The organism is Microcoleus sp. SVA1B4 (genome assembly GCF_036700545.1).
Lineage (GTDB): Bacteria > Cyanobacteriota > Cyanobacteriia > Cyanobacteriales > Microcoleaceae > Microcoleus.
This window is the reverse complement of sequence record NZ_JAUBPB010000002.1, coordinates 122,841-143,621: the sequence shown is the minus strand read 5'-3', so window position 1 is coordinate 143,621 and position 20,781 is coordinate 122,841. Positions and strand designations below refer to the sequence as shown.

Below are 20,781 nucleotides of genomic sequence, written 5' to 3'. Positions count from 1 at the left end.
AGATAAAATCAACTTTTACCGATGTCAGTTGCTAATTTTTGTACTCTTCAACTCAGCGCCTTCTGCCCCCGAAAGAGCGATTCCGACTCGGTTGACGAGAATTTCTGCCGCTACCAAAACTTGGCTGCCGCTTGTTTGGATTTTGACGTGGCTGTGGCGATCGCCTCAAAGTGCTGCCACCGTAGCCCGAACCGGTCGATCGATTGCCATTTGGACGTACTGAGGGTCTTACTGGCTGGTTGTAGGTGGGCGATCGCAAGCGGCCGGTCGTCCTTAAAACTTGACGGTTTCTCACAGCCGGAGGCGGAGTTCGATACCGAGTTTGATATTGCTGAACAGCTTGGTTGTAAGTATTACCATACCCGCCATATCCTGTCATAATTCCCGGCTGATAGACTGGCGGCATATAATATCGCGGTCTAAATAACAAACTGCCGATCGCCTGACCGGCCACAGCTCCAGCAAACGGTGCCCAGAAGCCAGATTGCTGCCGCACTACTACGGTTTGTGGCTGACCTGTTTGAGGATTAGGAACAGTTTGGGTAACGTTGTGAACGTACTCAATTTTAAAATCTTCTGTCAAATGCAAAACCGCTTGATTGTTCTCCACATTTAGATAACTTTTCTTGCCTGCCGATATTTCTTCATTTGTTAAGCGAGCCATTTGCAAATCCCTAGTGCGGTAAACTGGGGGACTGCCGGGGGGAGTATTCAGCAACATCAAACTGTATTCGCCATCAGCATCGTTGTAGGTAACTTGCTGTACGGGATATTGGCCTTGAGCCAAGTTATTGTTTGGTGCAGGGCGCACAGTGTTAATATTCGGATTTCCCGCAGGATTTGTAGAAGTTTGTGTGCGAGGTGAACCGCAGCCGGTTGCCGTCCACAAAAAAGTTAAAGCCATTAAATAAATTGTCAGTTTTCGCAGCATCATAAATAGTAATTGGTAATGAGTAAATACGGCCTATTCCATCTTGAACAAATACAGTAGCAGATATATTGTGTGATGTTAATCTGTAAGGTGCGTCGCTGCGATCTCTTGGATAAAACTTGCAGATTGACGGGTGGCGACGCACCGATGCTTACTAGAAAATTGCGTGTACTAGATATACATGGAATGTGCTGTAGTAATTGGTAATTGGTAATTTCTCCCTCTTCCTTCTTCTTTCCTTAAATGGGAATAAGTTCGGGGAAATTGACCAACACTTGGTCGTTGGTAAGTTCGTCTCCCAACTGTGCGGGAGAAAAGTGAACTTGCACAGCTCGGAGCCTTTCTTGGTAATGTAAATTAATCAGTGCTTTTAAACCGACTTTCAGCGCGCTGATGTCCGCAAGGTCAGTTTCTAGGGCCGGAACTTCGCCTTCATAGGCAACTGTCAGCATCACCACCACATTTCTAGTTACCGGCAAAGACAAGGGGGAATTTTTATCGTAAACAGATGTACTGTATTGAGGCTCGCTGAGATAGCGATCGGCTGAATCAATGAAAAGTTCATCCACATAATCGCCCGCTTCGCCTTCATTCCAAAAAACATCGCCTTCATTGGCGGCTGCTTGCCAGTAGTTGTCGTACTGCAACAGGTGATTGCAAATTTCTACAAGACCTTCTCCTAAAACTGCTATGTCGCCATCGGCATCAATTGCTTGTCTGGCGGTGCGGTTGAGAACTCCTAACAGCGGTGCAACATCTTCGCCTGTTAGGTGAACGAACACCCGGCAAACTGCCAATCGAGTTTTACCTGTAAATTGATTGAATCGATCGCGCCAAGCATTCATAACCTAATAGTTGTAATCTGTAGGGCTATATTTCCAACGATAGCAGGGGATTTGAACTCTTGCCGTCTACCCTCAGATTGATCTGAAGAGTATTTTTAGCGATCGCCTCGGCAGCGTACTGTCTCGCTTTGACTCATCTAATTTTATAGCAGTTTTCAATCGGATCAAATACAGTTCAAATACAGTAGGAAAACCGCACAGCCTTGTCCTGACGGAGAGCAGCGACTTTTAATAATTGCTATGAGATTGATGATGGTAGCAAGAGTTTTTTTAATTGATATTAATTCAGCGCTCGTTTGCTGAGCCGGAATATGATATTGGTGCGATCGATTCATCTGTCTATTGTTTGCAGTGCTTCGCGATCGCAATGACAGGAAATTGTAGGGGTAGATAATTTCAAATCAAAAAACCTCCAATCTTGCAAGATTGGAGGTGCGCTAAGCGAATACGTTGGTTTGAGATAACTATTTGACGATCGCGCTTTGGACTTGTTCGATCGCAATTTCAGAACTCAACTCAGCAACTGGCGAAACCGGCAAATCCAGCTCGCCACCTGGAGCTTCTGGGTGTTCGCGAACGACTGCAACCGCATTTGCTGACTCAGCTACAGCACCCGCCGCCGCCAAATCGAGCAACGCCGGAACTTCCAAGTGTCCAGAAACACCTGCATCTGCGATCGGAGCCGACTCTTCAAAAACTTCAAAATTATCGGTCATCGCAGCGCAAGCAGCAGAAGCGCGCTTGCCGGCACGGTAGCTCATGTAAGCAGCACCGCCACCCAAAACTCCAGCCAAACCGAGGAAACCGAGAGCTGCTGTTTTGTAGGATTTCCACGGATTAATGCGCTCCGAGCCGCCGGAACCTAGGAGGGTTGTCGCAGAACCAGATTTAGACGCGCTAGATTTGCTGTAGGAACAGGGGAAAGCAGATGCGGCGTCACCTATGGCGATGCTGCTTGCGATCGCGACGACGGAAGCAATGCCAGCTAACACTTGAAACTTCTTCATGATGCTTGGGAGATTGTAAAGGATAATTAAAAAATTAATGGTAACAGCTCTTTACAAATCTATCAACTCTGCGCGCCGTCCATATCGCGGATCGATCGCAAAAGTCAGCTATAGCCTCACGCAATTCAAATTTAAACTTGCCTGCTTAAAAATCTGCAATGCTTGATATGTAAGCGTTTGGGCTAACAGATCGGTAGAAGTTCAAGTTTTGTGAACCCATACTTGGAGCGCGCCCAAATTAGAAAATCTGAGGTGAGACAGTAGAAATTTTAATTACAGAGCGGCAAACACTTGGTGACAAACTACTTTTAAGGCTACTTTTGTAAAGGCTTAGTTATTGGAAAAACTCTTATTTTTATGACAGACAGCGCGAATCAAGGCATTGACCGAGCTCCTCGCCGATTGTTGGTGACGGGCGGGGCTGGATTTATCGGCTCGAATTTTGTGCATCACTGGTGCAGCAGCTATCCGGGCGATCGAGTAGTCGTACTCGATGCTTTAACCTACGCCGGAAACAGACAAACCCTGGCAACTTTGGAAGGAGGCGAAAATTTTCGATTTGTGCAGGGGGATATTTGCGATCGTACCTTAGTCGATACCTTGCTCAAAGAAGAAAACATCACCACAGTCGCGCACTTTGCCGCAGAATCCCACGTTGACAGGTCAATTATCGGGCCTGCCGCCTTTGTTCAAACCAACGTTGTCGGAACCTTCACACTTTTAGAAGCCTTCCGCAAGCATTTTGAAGCCATTGATGAGGCATCTCTCAAAACCCAAATGCGCTTCCTCCACGTTTCTACCGACGAAGTTTACGGCAGTCTCAGCCCCGATGACCCAGCCTTCACAGAAACAACGGCCTACTCGCCCAACAGTCCCTACTCAGCCTCCAAAGCTGGTAGCGACCACCTCGCCCGCGCCTATTTCCACACCTACGGCGTCCCGACAATTATCACCAACTGTTCCAACAATTACGGCCCCTATCACTTCCCAGAAAAGCTCATTCCATTAATGTGCATCAATATGTTATTGGGCAAACCGCTGCCAGTATACGGCGACGGTCAAAACGTGCGAGATTGGCTCTACGTTCTCGACCACTGCCGCGCTTTAGATGTCGTTATTCACCGTGGTCAGCCTGGGGAAACCTACAATGTTGGCGGCAACAACGAGGTAAAAAATCTCGATTTAGTGAAAATGCTGTGTCAGCTAATGGACGAATTAGCTTCTGATTTACCCGCCCGTCCTTGCGAACAATTGATCGCATTTGTCAAAGACAGAGCCGGGCACGATCGGCGTTATGCTATTGATGCCACCAAAATTAAAACAGAGTTAGGTTGGACTCCCTCAGTAACCGTTGAAGAAGGTTTGCGACAGACTGTAGAATGGTACTTAGCCCATCGGGAGTGGTGGGAACCCCTGCTTTCGGAGGAATATCAAACTTACTACCGGAAAGTCTACTCTAACTAATCTCCTCCTGGACGCACCGGCTACAAAAAACCAGAACCAGTAAAAAACTGGTTTTCCAGCTCAAGAGTGCGTCCAACAAAGGTTTCTGTCTTGCCTTCAAGCTTTACATTTAAACTCTCGCCGCAGAAACCGGGTTAGAGAAAGGAAAATTTTTAGTTGAGTGCGATCGATCTGAGTTAAAAAACCTGTTTTCTTTTGTCTTTGCTCCTAACTTCAGATTTAATTAGGTGAAGGTAGATATCACACATATTTGCTCTTGTCAATCTTTGTGAAGATTTAGTGAAAAATCATCCCAAACGCATAAATTTAAGTGTTTGTAGCTGATAATTTTAATAGAGTTACAAGCTTAAGCATTTTAGAAGCTTTTAGGAAAAACAAAAAGCAGCAATGACCGAAATAAACTCGCTCAAGCACATCCAAGAACCTAAATACTGGCTGTTAGGCATCGCCTCCGGTTTGATTGCCATACACCTAACTCTGACTTCCAGAACAAACGACACTGACCTGTTCGGTACAATGTTACTGTTTTGGGGAGTCGTAGCATTTCTAATTTGGGAAAGGCACGAGTCTTTAAATTTTGAAAGCGGAATTTTCGCCAGCTTTTTTGGGACAGCGTTAATTGCTTTAATATTGCTCAAAAGTTCGTCGATATCGGGATACGACTTTTTTATCCGAGCAACGCCTTTTTTGTCTGGAATCAGTCTCGCCTTGCTGGCTTCCGGCACAAAAGGACTGAAACAATATTGGCAGGAACTTCTAATTCTTGCGTATACAGCTATTCCTCCCGGATTGATCGGAGTATTTGTTGATGTTCCAAAATTAACAGCTAAATTTTCAGCTTTCATCCTGCACTATGTAGGATTTGAAGTAGTGCGGAAAGGGGTTTTTCTAATCCTAGAAAAGGGAAGCGTGGAAGTGAATCACGGCTGTTCCGGGGTGAATGCGATGCTACAATTGTTAGGACTATCTCTGGTTTTCTTACTGATGTTTCCTACCACTACGGGTCAGAAAATGGTATTGCCATTCGTGGCAATAATTACTGCATTTGTAGTGAATGCCGCGCGAGTTGGTCTCCTGGCCGTGCTGGTATCGCTATCTCAACCCGAAGCATTTAAATACTGGCACGAAGGAAATGGTTCGGTAATATTTTCGATGATTGCTGTATTTATTTTCGGGTTATTCTGCTGGTTTGCAATTTTGAAAGACCAACCCCCAAATCAGGAAGGACAGAATTGCTAATGGCTATTACCTCTTGGAAACCACTTAGGCTTTCCCTGTTGGCTGTTACTTTGGGAGGGGTTTTGTTGGTTGCCGGAAAGTTGGTTTTCTATCCATCGGACGGCAAGAATGTGGCAACCCCGTTTGAGTTTCCCGAGTCGGTGCCTCTAGCCGATTGGAAACTAAACAAGAGCGCGCTTCTGGAAATCAAGGAAAATTCAGAATTCAAAGCTGCCAGGAAATATGAATATCAAAAAAATAGCATGGCTCTAGAAATAGAGATGCGCTATGCAGTAGACACCATTGGGGATGTGGAAGGTATGATGAGGGGACATACTGTTCTCAAGTCGTCTCCTGGTAAACTAGCATTGGCAAACACTCAAGGCGCGGGGTTTCACGGAATTTTGCAACAGCAAAATCGACTGTATTTGAGTTCGTGTATCAATCCTAATGGCAGTGCTACAGTAACTTCCCAACAGTTTAGATATAATCGAAATACTCGAGATTGGCAGCCAAACCGTATTCTGTTTTGGTTGTTGGGTAGGGGAAATATTCAAGACCGGCGCTGTTTGTGGACTCAGATGTCTGTGCCTTTGGATAAAACAAATCCAGAAGATGCCAAAAAAATTCTAGAGAATGCTTGGGTTTCTTGGTATGAGTGGTGGCAGCCGCGATTCCCCGAACCTTGACTCGATTCAGTCGATTTTAGCTTTTAGCTTTTAGCTTTTAGATTTAATCCACAGGTGAATCTGGAAGCTTGAACAAAAGTCTAAAATGTTTGACTATCCACGACTTTGGTCGGGGGCTTGTATCCGTTCTTGGGCGGCGTCAAGAGAGATTTTTCTTAACAACAACTCTGATTATTTTATGAATGACTTACAAGGCGAACAAGGTTTTTCTATCTACAGACTGCGTTGGATTGGCTACGGTCTATTAATTTTGTCTGTATTAGATACGATTGCAGTTCTTATACCAGCCAATTTTGGCAATCGCCTCTGGGAATTGCAAACGATTGGGGCTGTAGTGGAACGGGTGCCAGTTCCTTTACTGGCAATGGCGCTGATATTTTTTGGAGAAGGGTACGACCGCAGAGGTTTGGAAGACCTTTTTTTGAAGGTTTTGTCTTGGGTTTGTCTGCTGCTAGGTCTGGTTTTTCTGTTGATGCTACCTTTGGGAATTTTTGGCACTATCTACGTCAACAATCAAAACAACCAGCAAATTACTACTCAAGCAAACCAACAATTAGCTCAGTTGCAGCAGGTGGAAGAACGGCTGAATAAGGGTAGTCCTGAAGATTTAAGGAATTTAGCGGGGGAACTTACCCGTTTGGGGGTACAAGCGGATACGCAAAACCCACAGCAATTGAAAGAGCAAATTCTTTCGAGAATTACTCCGGCTAGGGAACGGTTACAGACGCAAAGTGCTGCGGTTCAGCAAAGTCAGCGCGTGGGGTTATTTAAAAATGCTGTTAAGTGGCTGCTGGGCGCGCTGATTTCTAGTGTTTTGTTTTTTACGCTGTGGCGCGGTACTGACTGGGCTCGGTAGTAGTTTTGAGTTTTGAGTTGCGAGTTTTGAGCTAGTAAGGTGCGCCTAGCGCACCCGGAGAGACTTGTTGAGGACTAAGGTGCGCCCTGCCCTGTACATGCAGCCCGCGTCTTGGTGGTTAAAAAGACCCTCAAACCCTGGAAATTTCGTTGGGGGCAGCGCTCCCTCTTCTTCTTTTCAAAAGATATTATCGGTAATAAATCTTGTTTATTGCCGATAGCCAACACCGAGAATGAGGCAAATCGGTTGTTAGCGCAGCCCTCGAAGAGGAACGCACCTTGACCAAGAAACTGGGTACAAGCCTCGCCCTTTTAGGGCGACTTTAGTTAAAACTTGTGAATAAGCGTTCCGGCCTTTCTTCACGACTGTATAATCAGAGTAGGAGGATAGAGCAAGTGTTTAACTTAACCTACGAGTACAAATTAAGACCAACGCCAGCGCAAGCAGCCATTTTTGAAGATTGGCTGGAACAGTGTCGTCGCGTTTATAACTACGCGCTGGCAGAGCGCAAGCATTGGTTTCATTCTCGTAGTTGCCAGGTTAACGCTTGCTCTATCCGCTCTGAATTTATTATTGGGGCCGAAACAAAACGACCAACTTATGCTAGTCAGTGCAAGAACTTAACCGCAGCCAGGGCAAGTATATCGGCTTTGGGTGCCGTTGCCGTACACGTTTTGCAACAAACATTGAGACGGCTTGAAAAAGCGTTTGTCAGTATGTGGGAACAAAAGCACGGTTTTCCTCGCTTTAAAAAAGCGGGAACAATGCGGTCTTTTGTCTTCCCTCAATTGGGGGTTGATCCGGTTCAGAATGGAAAAGTAAAATTACCCAAGATTGGATTGGTTAAACTTCACCAATCGCGTCCTATTCCTGATGGGGCAACTATCAAACAAGCCAGAATCGTCAAGAGAGCCAGCGGTTGGTATGTAATGCTAACCCTACAATGGGACGTGTCAGTGCCGTCGGTTATGCCACACGGCGAGGGGATTGGGATTGATGTTGGCTTAACTAATTTCATAGCAACTTCTAACGGTCTTTTAGTCAAGCGCCAAAAGTTTTTTGTTGAGGCCGAACGCAAGCTTAAATTGCTGCAACAGCGCGTCAGTCGGAAAAAGTTAGGCTCAAATAATTGGAAAAAGGCTCAGAAGAAAGTTTCTCAACTGCACGAGGACATTGCAAACTGTCGCCAAGACTGGCACTGGAAATTGTCTCACCAACTCTGTAAAGATGTGGGGATGATATTTGTTGAGGACTTGAACCTAGTAGGATTGTCTAGAGCAATACTAGGTAAACATTGCTTAGAGGCAAGCTGGGGTCAGTTCTTAACAATATTAGAGCAAACCTGTTTTAAGCATGGCGTGTACTTCCAGAAAGTAAGCGCTCATAAAACAAGTCAGATTTGTCCTAGTTGTGGTGTAGAAACGGGCAAAAAAGAATTGTCAGAGCGCACCCACACCTGCTCAAGTTGTAACTACACAACTGATAGGGATATTGCAGCAGCTCAAGTAGTTCTTATTAGAGGACTTGCAGCCGTAGGGCATACGGTCAAGATGCTTTCTGAGGGTAAATTCGTCGGAATCCCGGTGAAGGAAGAATCCTCGTACCTGATAGTCGAGGAGTGTCAAAGTGCTGGCATTGTGCAATCCACAATCTCAAATCTAAAATCTAAAATCTAAAATCCACAATCTAAAATCTAAAATCCACAATCTAAAATCTAAAATCCACAATCTAAAATCTAAAATCTAAAATCTAAAATCTAAAATCGATTGATGGTATTTTCTAGTTTGTCGGCAATGCCTTCTACCCAGTTTTCATCTTGTTTTGTATAGCTGCGGGGCGCGTTAGCACCTAAGATTAAAACGCCTTGGGTGCCGATAGGTTGACAGATGACTCCTTGAGTATTTTCTGGCAAATAGTCAAATTCAATTTTGCCGGGATAAATATTGAGATTTACTAAATAAACTGGTTTATTTTTGTCGAGCACTCGCTGCAAAATCGGCCCCGGTTTGACTTCGGGATTGATGCCTAAAATACCGCGCCGCAATAGGACTTTTCCCTGATACACAATTACGATCGACCTTGTGGCGGTATTTGTCAACAGCAAACGCGACGCCCAGGCTAATTCTATTTTCACAGCCTCCGGCAAATCCGGCGCAAATTCAAAACCTTCTTCGCCGATAAGTTTTACGGAATCGGGCGATCGCGCTTGCACCTGCTGCCACAGCAAACCTGTTAAAATCAGCAAAGCGCTGATAATTACTCCCAAAGCGTCCGATCGAGCTTGAGAATCTGTAATTTGCTCTGTCAGCAACCGGTTTACCATTAGCAGCGTACCTGCTAACCCTCCTGCAACTAAGGGCAATTGCCGCAAAACTTTATTGGGATCAGATTTAGTCATTAGTCATTAGTCATTAGTCATTAGTCATTAGTCATTAGTCATTGGTAATTGGTAGTTGGTAATTTAAGTAATGCCAACTGCCAACTGCCAACTGACTTTATCCTACTTCCCCAATTTCGACAATTCGCTGGAAGAGATAGCCGGTGCCGCGGGCGGTGAGAATTAATTCGGGATTGCTGGGGTCGTCTTCCAACTTTGCCCTCAGCCGCGAGATGTGAACGTCCACTACGCGGGTGTCTACGTGGCGTTCTGGCGTGTATCCCCAGACTTCCTGCAAAATTTCCGATCGCGAAAAAGGCTCTCCAGAACGGCTGACAAGCAGTTCTAACAGGCTGAATTCCATGCCCGTGAGGCGAATTCGTTCGTCGCCTTTGTAAACTTGGCGCTTGTTGGTGTCAATCCTAATGTTGGTGACGTGGATGACTCCAGAACTGGGAATTCCCGATGCGCCGTTTTTGTCAACCCGGCGCAATACCGAACGGATACGGGCTTCTAGTTCTTTGGGAGAGAAAGGTTTGACGACGTAATCGTCGGCGCCCAATTCTAAACCGGTGATGCGATCGGCTACGTCTCCCAAAGCAGTTAGCATGATGATGGGTACGTCTGACTCTTTTCGCAACTCCTGACAGACGCCGTAACCGTCTAGCTTCGGCATCATCACGTCCAAAACCACTAAGTCGGGTTCGGTGTTGCGGAATGTTTCGAGAGCTTCTTCGCCGTCAGCAGCGGTGACGACATCGTAGCCAATCATGGAAAGGCGAGTCTCCAGAATGCGGCGGATACTGGCTTCGTCATCGACTACCAGAATTTTTTCTTTATGGTTTTCCAAGTTACCGAGCACTCCTTAAGTTACATTTCAGATAATGTTATTTTTTTGTACCCTATCATAGAGGACACAAATTGAATCATGGGCGGCGATCGGTCTGAAAGCTTGATAATTGCTTTAAATCAGACTTTTCTAAATGTTAGGGTGACTATTTATCATAGTAAACAATGCCTAAGCCTCGAATACAATATATTTGTCGGGAATGCGGGTATGATTCACCACAATATTTTGGCAGATGTCCTAGCTGTCAGAAGTGGGATTCTTTTGACGAGCAGTTAGAACAACCTACTGCTGGTGTGCCGCGGGCTGGTTTAACTGGGGTGACAACTAAGACAGTGGGCGGTTCGCCCCCTGATAAGTCGAAGGGTCAACCAAGGGTATCTTTCAGATTATCGCAGATTGCTGACCAAACTCAGTCTCGCTGGCCTTCTGGTTACGGGGAACTCGATCGAGTTTTGGGAGGCGGGATTGTTCCGGGCTCGCTGGTGTTGATTGGGGGGGAACCGGGAATCGGGAAATCGACGCTGCTGTTGCAGGTGGCGAATATGTTGGCCCGCAAGGATCGGATACTGTATGTCAGTGCGGAGGAGTCCGGCCAGCAGGTGAAGTTGCGATCGCAGCGTTTGGGGGTGGCTAATCCGGTTGAATTGTCAAGCAACGGCGGGCATAAATCTGGCAGTAACGGGGAAGCTAAAAAGGATTCGGAGGACAATTCAGCGGAGAATTTCTATTTGCTTCCAGAGACGGATTTAGAAGTTGTTTTGCGGGAGTTGGAAGCGCTGAAACCGAATGTGGCGGTGATTGACAGCATCCAAACTATTTATTTTGCTAGTTTAACATCGGCGCCCGGTTCGGTGGCTCAGGTGCGGGAATGTACATCTGCTTTGATGCAGGTGGCGAAAAGGGAAAATATTACTTTATTTATTGTCGGTCACGTTACGAAAGATGGAGCTTTGGCGGGGCCGAGGGTTTTGGAACATTTGGTAGATACTGTACTGTATTTTGAGGGCGATCGCTTTGCTTCTCATCGACTTTTGCGATCGATGAAAAACCGTTTTGGCGCGACTCACGAAATCGGTGTTTTTGAAATGGTAGCCAACGGTTTGCGAGAAGTAGATAATCCGTCGGAGTTATTTTTAGGCAATAGAGATGAATTTTCTCCGGGTACTTCGACGACTGTTACTTGCGAAGGAACTCGACCGATTTTAGTGGAGATTCAAGCATTAGTCAGCCCTGCAAGTTTCGGTTCGCCGCGCCGCACTACTACTGGCGTGGACAATGCTAGATTGCAGCAAATTTTAGCTGTTTTGGAGAAAAGGGTGGGGATTCCTTTATCTAAATTAGATGTGATTTTGGCGACGGTGGGTGGGTTGAAGGTGGATGAACCGGCGGCGGATTTGGCAGTTGCGATCGCCGTTGTGGCCAGTTTTCGCGATCGGGTGGTTGATGCGCGCACTGTTTTGCTTGGGGAAGTGGGTTTGGGGGGACAGGTGCGGCCGGTTTCCCAATTAGAGTTGCGGCTGAGGGAAGCGGCGAAATTGGGTTTCAAAAGGGCGATTATTCCTAAGAATCAACCGGTGCCGGAGTTGGGGATGGAGATTATTCCGGTGGCGAAGGTAATTGATGCAATAATTGCAGCGATTCCTGCTACTCCGGCTCAGTTGCAGTCTGGTGATATGGAATTACAGTCTGTTGATTTGGAGGAAGAGGATTTGTTTAATTGAGTTAGAATTGTGATGTTATAAATTGATAGTAAGGAGGCACGAAATATGTATCAAGTAGACATTATTGAGGCTAAAGAAAAACTTCTGGAATTAATCGAAGTGGCGATGAGAGGCGAAGAAGTGGCGATTACTCAAGATAACCAGCCTGTTGTAAAATGGGTAGGAATACCGCCAGCTAATAAGAAGCGCTGGTCATCCAAAGCTGGGAGTGCTAAAGGAATGGTTTGGATGTCCGATGATTTTGACGAACCGCTAGAAGAGTTTAAGGAGTACATGGAATCAGGTTGTTGTTGGACACTCATGCCTTTATTTTGATGCTGATGCGCGGCTGTGGTGAATTAAGTTAGTGCAAAAATAAAGAGGCAAAAAGGAGGTAATAGCAACGTGAGCGTTAGATTACATCCCCATGCTCGATCGCGATTGATTGAGCGAGGTGCAACTGAGGCAGAAGTAATTGCTACTGTTGAAAGTGGCACAACTTTTCCGGCTCAATTTGGCAGAACCAGATTTAGGCGTAACTTTTCCTTCAATGCTGAGTGGCAGGGAAAAGTTTATGCTATGAAGAAAGTAGAGGCGATCGCAGCTAAGGAAGACGAAGACTGGATGATGAGCGCTGTAATTGTCAATTTTTTTTAGCAGGAGGTTCCCGTGAAACTGACTTACGATCCGAGATACAACGTAGCTTATATATACCTGCAAGAAAAAACCGCACAGGTAAAAACTATCCAGGTTAGCGAGCAAATGAATGTGGATATTGCCCCAGACGGTACTATTTATGGAATTGAATTACTTAATGCCAATCAACAATTAGGGGCGGATAGTCAAGGAAAACTGATTGTTGTCAACGAAGCTTGGGGAGAATCTTCCGAGATTCAGCTTGCACTTTAATGGCATTGAAAACAATCAGTAAAAATGTGGTTGCTGGATGAATGCTAGGAGTAATATCAAATGCTTCAAACTAACTGGCAATGCGTACACACCCTTCACGGACATTCAAGCTCGGTAACTTCTGTTGTCATCACTCCAGACGGACAGACTGTAGTTAGCGGAAGTTCTGATAGCACAATTAAGCTGTGGAACCTCAACACAGGGCAAGAAATTCACACTTTATCGGGACATTCACAAGGGGTTACATCCATTGCCCTCGCCCCTGATGGACAAACTCTTGCTAGTGGCAGTAAGGACAAAACTATCAAGCTTTGGAATCTCAGCACTAAAGAGGAAATTTACACCATCACCGGACATTCAGACATAATTACTTCTGTAGTTATCAGCCCCGACGGGAAGACTCTGGCAAGTGCCAGTGAAGACACAACTATCAAACTTTGGAACCTTAGAAATGGAGAAGAAATTCGGACTTTAAAGTGGCCAGTAGAAGTATTTTATAGTTTGGCTATTTTATTCAGCCCTGACGGAAAGATTCTACTTAGTAGCAGTGCAGATGATTATGTTTCTCTAAGTGCAGTAGCTTTTAATTTAACCACTGGAGATGAAATCTGGACCAAGAATTGGCAGGAGGGTATGGGTACTGTTTATGCGATCGCTGTTAGCCCCGATGGAGAAACTTTTGCGACTTTGCACTGTGTGGGAACTATTAAGCTGTGGAATCTCTACACGGGAATAGAAATCTATACTCTTGCGAAAAATTCAATGGGGGACTTCTGCTTAGCTTTTAGCCCTGATGGGAAAATTTTAGCAAGTGGCGGGTGGGATTCTGGCAGCGAAGAGGATAGTACGGAACCTGGTATTATCGAACTTTGGAATCTCGATACCAGAGATAAAATTTGCAGTCTCTTGGGGCATTCATGGGGAGTTTACTCTGTGGCTTTTAGCCCGGATGGGCAGACTCTGGTTAGTGGAAGTGATGAAAATACTATCAAGATTTGGCAAAGAGATTTATAAGCACGGGAAATTTTGTATAATTTTTAATTGGCCTTTTAACTGAAAAATGAACCAGAGAAAAAAACAGCGTAAAAATCAGTGGTTAAATGAACTAAACGACATCATTCGAGGTGCATCGGGTGGCTTTTTGTTCGGGATTCCGCTGCTTTATACGATGGAGGTTTGGTGGATTGGTTCGTATACTAAACCAGCGGAAATGTCGATCGCGATCGCAACTACCTTTATCGTCGTTTTCTTGCTGACTCGCACAGAAGGTTTTCGCAAAACTAAGGACATCCGCTGGCTAGATGCTGCAATCGATACCGTAGAAGCGATCGCCATTGGCATTGTCTGCGCGGCTTTTGTCCTGTTTTTGCTCAGGGAAATTACTCCGGAGACTCCGCTGCAAGAAACTTTGGGGAAAATCATCTTTGAAGGCCTGCCGTTTGCGTTAGGAGTAGCCCTGGCCAACGGTTTCTTGAGTGGCGATCGCTATCAAAGTTCCGACAGCGACAGCGAACCTAATATTAACCCAACTTTAGCAGATATCGGCGCTACTTTAATCGGCGCGATGATCATTGCTTTCAACATCGCCCCAACAGACGAAATTCCCATGCTAGCGGCAGGTATTTCGCCACCTAGGCAATTAGCAATTATCGCCGCTTCGCTGCTAATTTCCTACGGTATTGTATTTGTAGCCGGCTTTACTTATCAAGCAAAACGGCAGCAGCAGCAAGGGATTTTTCAGCGTCCCCTCAGCGAAACTGTCATGGCCTATTTAGTGTCGCTGGCGGCTTCTGCATTTATGATGTTTTTCTTCCAAAAACTCACTTTTGACGACCCGTGGTCGCTTTGGTTGAGCTATACGTTAGTATTGGGATTGCCGGCGGCTGTTGGTGGCGCGGCGGGGAGGTTGGCGGTATGAGTGAAAGTAATAACGAACAGCATGAAAAAAGAACTCCTGCTGAATGGGTGACATTTGCGATCGCCTGTTCGATCCTTTCTATCCTCATCGGACTCGTACTCTACAACTGGGTGACTAAAAAGCAGGAACCTCCGGTTATTTCTGTCACTCGGAACACGCCTGTTCGCGAAACTCAAGGGCAATTTTACGTGCCGTTTGCAGTAACTAATACGGGCGGCGAAACAGCCGAATCAGTGCAAATTATTGCAGAATTGCGCGTCAACGGTGAAGTTGTAGAATCCGGCGATCAACAAATTGATTTTTTGTCAAGCGGCGAAACTCAAGAAGGAGCTTTTATTTTCAGCCGTAACCCCAGTCAAGGTGAGTTGATTGTGCGATCGAGCAGTTACAAACTGCCTTAACACAGATAAAAATCGGCGGTTAAAACCTTTTCACATCTGTGAACTCTTCCTCTTCCTACCCTACCCTTCACCGAACCCCTGCGGGGAACGGAAATGGCTTCGCCGAACGCGCATGAAAGCGTCTTCGCGGTTCGTTCAATCTCAAAACCCCCTTGCGCGTTGGCATTTATTGCTATATATTCCGCGCAGGCGCGATTTCAATCACTTTGGAATTACGATCGAGCTAACGCTTCACGAGATTGTGTTCCCACTTCCAAACACAGCTAGAAATCAAATTCGTGCAGATATGAGCCGTAATTGGCACTAACAAATTCCCAGTAGCTAAAACGCTGTAACCCAACAGCAATCCGACAGCCGTTGCCCAAACAGCATAAGGCCACTGATCCAGGGTTCCCAAGTGCAGAATGCCGAAACAAAAACTCGATAAAACTAAACTGGTAACATTCAATCCCAAAGCAGACAGCATCACGCCTCGAAATAGCAATTCTTCGCTAAGTCCCGGCAGGAGTCCCAGCCAAATTAAATCAGGCCAAAACAAAGGTTTGAGCACTACTTCCAAGTAAACATCCGCACTCCGGCGATAACCAGGCCAGAGGTGATAAACGATCGCACTACCGCCTGTAATTGCCAGTCCGAGCGCAACTCCTTTGAGCAAGTCCATTCCTATCAATTTGACTGGCAAAAGCGATACCGATCCAAATAGCAACCACAATTTAGCTACCGCCAGCAACATAATTGCTGTCACGCCCATTGCTACTAAAACTTGGGTGCGCGTCAAGGGTTCAATTTCAGGATTTCCGGGAATTTTTTCTGCCACTTAATCACTTTTAGATTTGAGGTTTGAGATTTGAGATTTGTTGGGTTTAGTCAGACAAACAACGCAGGGGGGAGATGTCTGCACCCAAGGAAGCTGGACTGATGCCGGCTCGCAAAGCGACCAAAACTCCGATCGCCTCTAAATATGAGTTTACCTGCAAAGCTTTGATTCCGAGTTTTTCTGGAGTCGCCTGCATCTGGGTTTTGTTGTCCCCGACAGCGATGATTTGTACGGACGATCGCCCGCTCAAACTCAGAATAGCACTGCCACCGCAGGCTGTGGCGGGTATCACCACCGCATCGACTCGATCTGCCCACAAACCCTGGGACTCGAAATCTCGCCTGTTTGCATAGAATTTCTCTCTTGTGGGGAGTAGGGGTTGGGCATCTTGCCCGCCCAATACCTGCCTGCGGGCATCTTGCCCGCCCAATACCTGCGACAGGCAAGATGCCTGTCCCACAGCAGGAGTGACAAACTGTGACAGGCAAGATGCCTGTCCCACAGTAGGAGTGACAAATTGGGGAGCTTTGCCCAGGCCGGCAAGGACGCAAGGTAGGAAAGTATAGCCGATTTCCTCAGCAGCCGATCGCGGGGACAGGTGCGGATCGAGGGGAAGCGCAGACAGCGCAGGGGCGTGGGCGCAGGGGATTTTAAACGTCCTGACGATGAGGTGGCTGATCACAGCTTCCGCGCCGGCGAGGGGGTCAACTCCTTTGCCGCGGCGGTAGTTTTCGAGGGCGAGGCTGCCTTCATCGTCGGGAAATCTGGCTACAACTGCGATCGCCTCTACTCTTGCTTGTTTGATCAATTTTTCTGCGGCGCGCAATAAACTGTCGGGATTGCCGATCGTCCCCCAGGATGCCCCTGATTCAGAAATACGCAATTCTACTTGCAGGGGGCGATCGGTTAAAACACAATCAGTTATATTCAAACCCAATGTAGCTCTCGCTGCATCAGCCGCTTGCAAGTGTCGCAACTGCAAGTCTGGTTCGATCGCGGAATCGAGGATTAAGCCGATACGATTTTGATGTACCGGTTGCAGTCCCCAGCATCCGGCAGCAAATTTGTCAAGGGCGTAACCTTCAACGTAGAGAGCGTTAGGTATCGGCCAATAAAGTTGAGCGCCGTTGAGGACGTTGGGGTGAGTGATCAGGGTGTCTGAAATTTGGGCGATCGCCCTAGCCACCGGCAGCGCATCTCCTGCAAACCCACCAATCGATGCTCCAACGCCTGTGGGGACTATCAAAACCACTGTCAAAGGGCGGGGGTTCACGGTGTTGCGGGGGATGCTTCCACGAGCACGTAGCCTTCTACCACAGCCTTTTGCCGATCGACATCCACGTCTGTGACTGCCCACCGCAGGGGTTCGCCGTACTTTTGCAGTTCAATTTCAATAGCCGAGTGCAGTTGCTCGGCGGTATCGTGGAGGTCAACTTCTGCGGAAATGAAATGGGTGGTCATAGGGCGATCCATAGTGGTTTTACCGCTAACGGTACTTAGGTCAATTTTAGCTTAGTGCTAGGATTTACCGAATTGGCGATCGTACACAATGTCTTCTTTTTCGGTTTCTATCTTCAAGTTCGATCGGGGATAAGCAACACACAGCAACACATAACCTTCTGCCTGAAGATCGGGACTAACGCCCATACCATCAGCTTGATCGACCTTACCTTCAATAATTTTACCAGCACAGGTAGTACAAACCCCCGCATTGCAAGAACTCGGCAACTCAATGCCGGCGTCGTTAGCGGCGCGGAGAATTTGTTTATCTTCGGGTACTTCTACGGTATAGGTAGAGCCTTGGTGGATCAATTCAACAGTGTAAGTCTTAGACATATTTCAATTATTGGTTTTAATTCCCCAATTGGAATTTACGCTAGATTTGGAAACAAAGCAATCAGTATTTTACCGCTGTTTGTGCTTTTGTGCAAATTTACAACTGCTGTTTTTATTAATAATTTTTTTTATTAATTGGCTGGGCGAGCGATCGGCATTTTGTCAATGACTTTTTCACAAATTATTACACACCTCACGGCGGAACTCTGCCAGAAAGCACTTATACCTAATTATTTTTTGGCCTTCAAGCCAACAACTCATCAACCGCAACACTAAAACCAGGCAGCACTAGCTGAGTGCTGACTGTAGAACCCAGGTTAAAAGTTAACTTTTGAGTTTGAGTCATTATCAATATCCAGCGACTTTCTGGAAAAACAATCCAAACTTCCAGACAACCAGAATCTAAATACTCTTGTGCTTTCAAAAATATATCTTCCGCAATATCAGTAGGAGAAACTATTTCAGCAATTAACGGCGGACTTTGAGGCAAAGTAGGAACATCGCCATATTCAGCAACAAGTTCAGCAGTCAGATAAGCTACATCAGGGCGGCGCACTCGCCTGTCAGTACGACAAGGAACTTCTGTATAGACTTCGCCACCTTGTCCGCTAGATATCTTGTAACTTCTCCAAGAATAATCTAGTCTTGATTGGATTCGACTGTGTTTTACTGTCATACCATTTTTCTCCGAGATTTGCCCGTCCACCCATTCCATATCATCGGCGGGACAGGCTATAAAGTCTTCTAGAGAAACATTTTCTGATAAAACGGCTGTCATTACCATAGCCATTTACTCCCTTTTGCAGAACTCACTCATATTGTAGCAATCAATTGGTAATGGGTAATTGGGAATTGCTAATTGGGAATTGGGAATGAGTTGATTGGAACTGAGATATTGCACCATTTTCAGCAACAGGCAAGATGCCTGTTCCACAAGAAAATCAATATCTTTGTGGAACAGGCATCTTGCCTGTTCATAAAAGGCTTATTGAGAATGGTGCAATATCCCAGTTGGAGTAAAAAAATAACCCATACCCAATGCCCTATGCCCATTCCCCATGCCCCATGCCCAATTTACTCAATATTAATTTGATTGGGAGGCTTAGGTTGATTCGGTTTGTCATCCTTCAAAGTTTTACGCCCAGAACTAGCATAATCCTTATAAAAATCCACAAACATCTTTGTTAACTGCTGCAAAGAAAGTTGTTCCCCATTAATTTGAGATTTCATATAAGCTTTAAGCACTTCAATGTAAGCCAAACCGAGGGCAAGCGTGAGAGTTGCTGCCGTTGCACCGGAGATAGCACCGCCCACAACAGTACCCGCACCAGGAATCATTTTAATCAAATTAGTAACAATACTTCTGCCGACAGCAGTAACCCCGCCAGCGCCGCTAATAGCCGACAGCATCGCCGAAATAAATCCCTTATCAAAGGGCATTCCAAAAATTACAGTAATATTAGCAATCATTGCTGTTTGCATCGTCATCAAAATCGGCGCATCAGCAAACGGTACAGGAGTCGCACCGACAATGGCAGAACCTGCTACATAAGCACTTAGATACTTAAATGCCATATCGGATTTGAGCGCAATATTTGCAATTTGTTCTTTAACAAAAGCTTTTTTAGCTACTTCCGGCAGCAGTTGAAAAGTTGCATCTACCAACTTGTCTAAACCGTGAGATTTTACTGTATAATCCTCATCAATTTCTTCCGGCTCAGCCATGACGGGGATAATTTGACTGACTGGCAAATTCATGTGTTCCAGTTGCTTGAAAAACTCGCTGGGCTTTTTAGATGTAGTTTGAGTCAAAACTAAAATCACTGGTACATCTTTAACTTCCATTTCTTTTAGCCAGCTTTCCTCCACAGATTCTATTCTATTGGCGCTGTGATTGATGCAGTACCAGATGACGTGAATGTGTTCTTTTGGGTGCAGGAGTCTTTGGTCTTCAATTAGTTTAGCAACGTTTAATTGAATAACTTTAATTTGTTCGGCGTTGAGTTCGAGTCCGGGAGTATCGTAAACTGTAATTGGGCAATTCGGTTTGGTATATTGGCGGATGCCTTGAGTGATGGGGCGGCCGACTCCGGTTTCTGCTAAGCGTTGGCGAAAAACGGAATTTATTAGGGTACTTTTGCCGACTCCGGTTTTGCCGATGACTAAAACATTGCACTGTCCCACTTGGTTTTCTGCGTCTTTGAAGGCGTAGTAACTTCTATTTAAAAGCTCGTCTAAGGAAAAGTCGTCTGACATGGCGGTTTGCTCCGATAAGGGTGGGATATTAAATCTGGATTAAACACCACCGAATAGAATTCGGGGCTATACAAACGAAGTCCGAGCTGAGGGGGACAGGGGAGTATTAAATATATTGTAGCAATTTGATTTCAGAAGCACTGGAAAGGATATCTGATTTAATTATTCAATATTTTCAGGATTTTCAGGCTGCTCACTGTCAGGCGGTAAAAAATCAGGATTAAGAACTTCTTCTCCAGTAAATGGAGACTCTGGGGGAAATATCGCAATAGATAAACCTGTTTCATCTGCGGCTAATTCCCTAGCATCTTGATAAGATTCATTAAAAATCTCTTCAAAAAAACGATATAAACTCGGACTGGTTCTGAAGGTATCTCCGATGCGTTTACGATGTTCGCGAATGGTGTATACCCAACTATTGGTTCGTTTTTCTGGCTGATGTTTATACTTAAGTAAGTGCATCAAAAGTACCCTTAAATTACTTTTTAAAGCATTCTTATCGCTTCTCCCCATACTTTCCAGTTCCTCTAGTAAGTTCTCTAAATCTATTTCAGAAAACTTTCCCTCTTTTAATAAGTTGATTGTTGTCTGTAACCACAGATAAAAATCACGTTCATAAAGAGATGTTATTGCAGTTGTTATTGATTGGATAGTTGTCATTTTGTTTGACTCCATTTCTTGGTCATCAACCTAAGAATATTGTAGTA

The 20,781-nt window shown here is 45.6% G+C and carries 24 protein-coding genes; 12 read left to right on the top strand and 12 right to left on the bottom strand.

Annotated features, from left to right (window positions below):
* Positions 1-52: 52 nt before the first annotated feature.
* The 3 genes from QT987_RS01780 to QT987_RS01770 all read right to left on the bottom strand — a co-directional run bounded on the left by QT987_RS01780 (position 53) and on the right by QT987_RS01770 (position 2,783).
* A complete protein-coding gene (locus tag QT987_RS01780) occupies positions 53-934 on the bottom strand; it encodes a hypothetical protein (protein ID WP_333236754.1) in 882 nt (293 codons plus the stop codon).
* A gap of 236 nt (positions 935-1,170) precedes the next feature.
* Positions 1,171-1,776 carry a DUF1517 domain-containing protein gene (locus tag QT987_RS01775; protein WP_333058150.1) on the bottom strand — a complete coding sequence of 202 codons (606 nt, stop codon included), beginning with the start codon at positions 1,774-1,776 and terminating at the stop codon, positions 1,171-1,173.
* 464 nt (positions 1,777-2,240) lie between these two features.
* On the bottom strand, positions 2,241-2,783 hold the full coding sequence (locus QT987_RS01770) for a hypothetical protein (protein WP_333236752.1): 543 nt from the start codon (positions 2,781-2,783) through the stop codon (positions 2,241-2,243).
* A gap of 357 nt (positions 2,784-3,140) precedes the next feature.
* On the opposite strand from QT987_RS01770, the gene rfbB reads away from it, so the two are divergent.
* The 5 genes from rfbB to QT987_RS01745 all read left to right on the top strand — a co-directional run bounded on the left by rfbB (position 3,141) and on the right by QT987_RS01745 (position 8,686).
* Positions 3,141-4,247: a dTDP-glucose 4,6-dehydratase gene (rfbB, locus tag QT987_RS01765; protein WP_333236750.1), complete on the top strand. Its 1,107-nt coding sequence runs from the start codon at positions 3,141-3,143 to the stop codon at positions 4,245-4,247.
* Positions 4,248-4,634: 387 nt separating this feature from the next.
* Complete coding sequence (gene crtA, locus QT987_RS01760) at positions 4,635-5,486, top strand: cyanoexosortase A (RefSeq protein WP_333236747.1); 852 nt, start codon at positions 4,635-4,637, stop codon at positions 5,484-5,486.
* A complete protein-coding gene (locus QT987_RS01755) occupies positions 5,486-6,154 on the top strand; it encodes a cyanoexosortase A system-associated protein (protein ID WP_333058145.1) in 669 nt (222 codons plus the stop codon). Before crtA ends, QT987_RS01755 begins: the two co-directional genes overlap by 1 nt.
* 178 nt (positions 6,155-6,332) lie before the next feature.
* Positions 6,333-7,010, top strand: coding sequence for an HpsJ-like protein, cyanoexosortase A-associated (gene hpsJ-A / locus QT987_RS01750; RefSeq protein WP_333236745.1), 678 nt, complete (start codon positions 6,333-6,335; stop codon positions 7,008-7,010).
* A 395-nt stretch (positions 7,011-7,405) separates the two neighbouring features.
* Positions 7,406-8,686 carry a transposase gene (locus tag QT987_RS01745; protein WP_333236743.1) on the top strand — a complete coding sequence of 427 codons (1,281 nt, stop codon included), beginning with the start codon at positions 7,406-7,408 and terminating at the stop codon, positions 8,684-8,686.
* Positions 8,687-8,766: 80 nt separating this feature from the next.
* Here QT987_RS01745 and QT987_RS01740 read toward each other — a convergent pair whose 3' ends face one another.
* Together QT987_RS01740 and rpaB are read right to left on the bottom strand one after the other, a co-directional pair.
* Complete coding sequence (locus tag QT987_RS01740; protein WP_333154030.1) at positions 8,767-9,408, bottom strand: cofactor assembly of complex C subunit B; 642 nt, start codon at positions 9,406-9,408, stop codon at positions 8,767-8,769.
* Positions 9,409-9,505: 97 nt separating this feature from the next.
* Positions 9,506-10,237, bottom strand: coding sequence for a response regulator transcription factor RpaB (gene rpaB, locus QT987_RS01735; RefSeq protein ID WP_071587789.1), 732 nt, complete (start codon positions 10,235-10,237; stop codon positions 9,506-9,508).
* Positions 10,238-10,401: 164 nt separating this feature from the next.
* On the opposite strand from rpaB, the gene radA reads away from it, so the two are divergent.
* From radA to QT987_RS01700, 7 genes are all read left to right on the top strand, one after another.
* Positions 10,402-11,958 (top strand): DNA repair protein RadA, encoded by a 1,557-nt coding sequence (gene radA / locus QT987_RS01730; RefSeq protein WP_333236741.1) that lies wholly within the window; start codon positions 10,402-10,404, stop codon positions 11,956-11,958.
* Positions 11,959-12,003: 45 nt separating this feature from the next.
* Positions 12,004-12,273 (top strand): DUF2281 domain-containing protein, encoded by a 270-nt coding sequence (locus QT987_RS01725; RefSeq protein ID WP_333236739.1) that lies wholly within the window; start codon positions 12,004-12,006, stop codon positions 12,271-12,273.
* Between the two features lie 69 nt (positions 12,274-12,342).
* Positions 12,343-12,594, top strand: coding sequence for a hypothetical protein (locus QT987_RS01720; RefSeq protein WP_333236736.1), 252 nt, complete (start codon positions 12,343-12,345; stop codon positions 12,592-12,594).
* A gap of 12 nt (positions 12,595-12,606) precedes the next feature.
* Positions 12,607-12,846 carry a DUF2283 domain-containing protein gene (locus QT987_RS01715; RefSeq protein ID WP_333236734.1) on the top strand — a complete coding sequence of 80 codons (240 nt, stop codon included), beginning with the start codon at positions 12,607-12,609 and terminating at the stop codon, positions 12,844-12,846.
* 60 nt (positions 12,847-12,906) lie between these two features.
* On the top strand, positions 12,907-13,860 hold the full coding sequence (locus QT987_RS01710; protein ID WP_333236731.1) for a WD40 repeat domain-containing protein: 954 nt from the start codon (positions 12,907-12,909) through the stop codon (positions 13,858-13,860).
* Positions 13,861-13,906: 46 nt separating this feature from the next.
* Complete coding sequence (locus tag QT987_RS01705) at positions 13,907-14,764, top strand: TIGR02587 family membrane protein (RefSeq protein WP_333236729.1); 858 nt, start codon at positions 13,907-13,909, stop codon at positions 14,762-14,764.
* Entirely contained in the window at positions 14,761-15,165 is a 405-nt protein-coding gene (locus QT987_RS01700; protein WP_333236727.1) for a TIGR02588 family protein, read from the top strand. The genes QT987_RS01705 and QT987_RS01700 overlap by 4 nt, the downstream gene beginning before the upstream one ends.
* Positions 15,166-15,388: 223 nt before the next feature.
* On the opposite strand, the gene QT987_RS01695 is transcribed toward QT987_RS01700, so the two are convergent.
* The 7 genes from QT987_RS01695 to QT987_RS01665 form a co-directional block, all read right to left on the bottom strand.
* Entirely contained in the window at positions 15,389-15,982 is a 594-nt protein-coding gene (locus QT987_RS01695; protein WP_333236725.1) for a CPBP family intramembrane glutamic endopeptidase, read from the bottom strand.
* Positions 15,983-16,028: 46 nt separating this feature from the next.
* Positions 16,029-17,255: a DUF3326 domain-containing protein gene (locus QT987_RS01690; protein WP_333236723.1), complete on the bottom strand. Its 1,227-nt coding sequence runs from the start codon at positions 17,253-17,255 to the stop codon at positions 16,029-16,031.
* Entirely contained in the window at positions 17,252-17,443 is a 192-nt protein-coding gene (locus tag QT987_RS01685) for a hypothetical protein (protein WP_333145037.1), read from the bottom strand. The genes QT987_RS01690 and QT987_RS01685 overlap by 4 nt, the downstream gene beginning before the upstream one ends.
* A gap of 57 nt (positions 17,444-17,500) precedes the next feature.
* Positions 17,501-17,818 (bottom strand): 2Fe-2S iron-sulfur cluster-binding protein, encoded by a 318-nt coding sequence (locus QT987_RS01680; RefSeq protein ID WP_333069026.1) that lies wholly within the window; start codon positions 17,816-17,818, stop codon positions 17,501-17,503.
* A 244-nt stretch (positions 17,819-18,062) separates the two neighbouring features.
* The gene (locus tag QT987_RS01675; RefSeq protein ID WP_333302361.1) at positions 18,063-18,608 is read right to left on the bottom strand and encodes a Uma2 family endonuclease; all 546 of its coding nucleotides are present in this window, start codon (positions 18,606-18,608) and stop codon (positions 18,063-18,065) included.
* A 284-nt stretch (positions 18,609-18,892) separates the two neighbouring features.
* Complete coding sequence (locus QT987_RS01670) at positions 18,893-20,074, bottom strand: GTPase (protein WP_333236720.1); 1,182 nt, start codon at positions 20,072-20,074, stop codon at positions 18,893-18,895.
* A 162-nt stretch (positions 20,075-20,236) separates the two neighbouring features.
* Positions 20,237-20,734: a DUF29 domain-containing protein gene (locus QT987_RS01665; RefSeq protein WP_333236717.1), complete on the bottom strand. Its 498-nt coding sequence runs from the start codon at positions 20,732-20,734 to the stop codon at positions 20,237-20,239.
* Between the last annotated feature and the right edge of the window lie 47 nt (positions 20,735-20,781).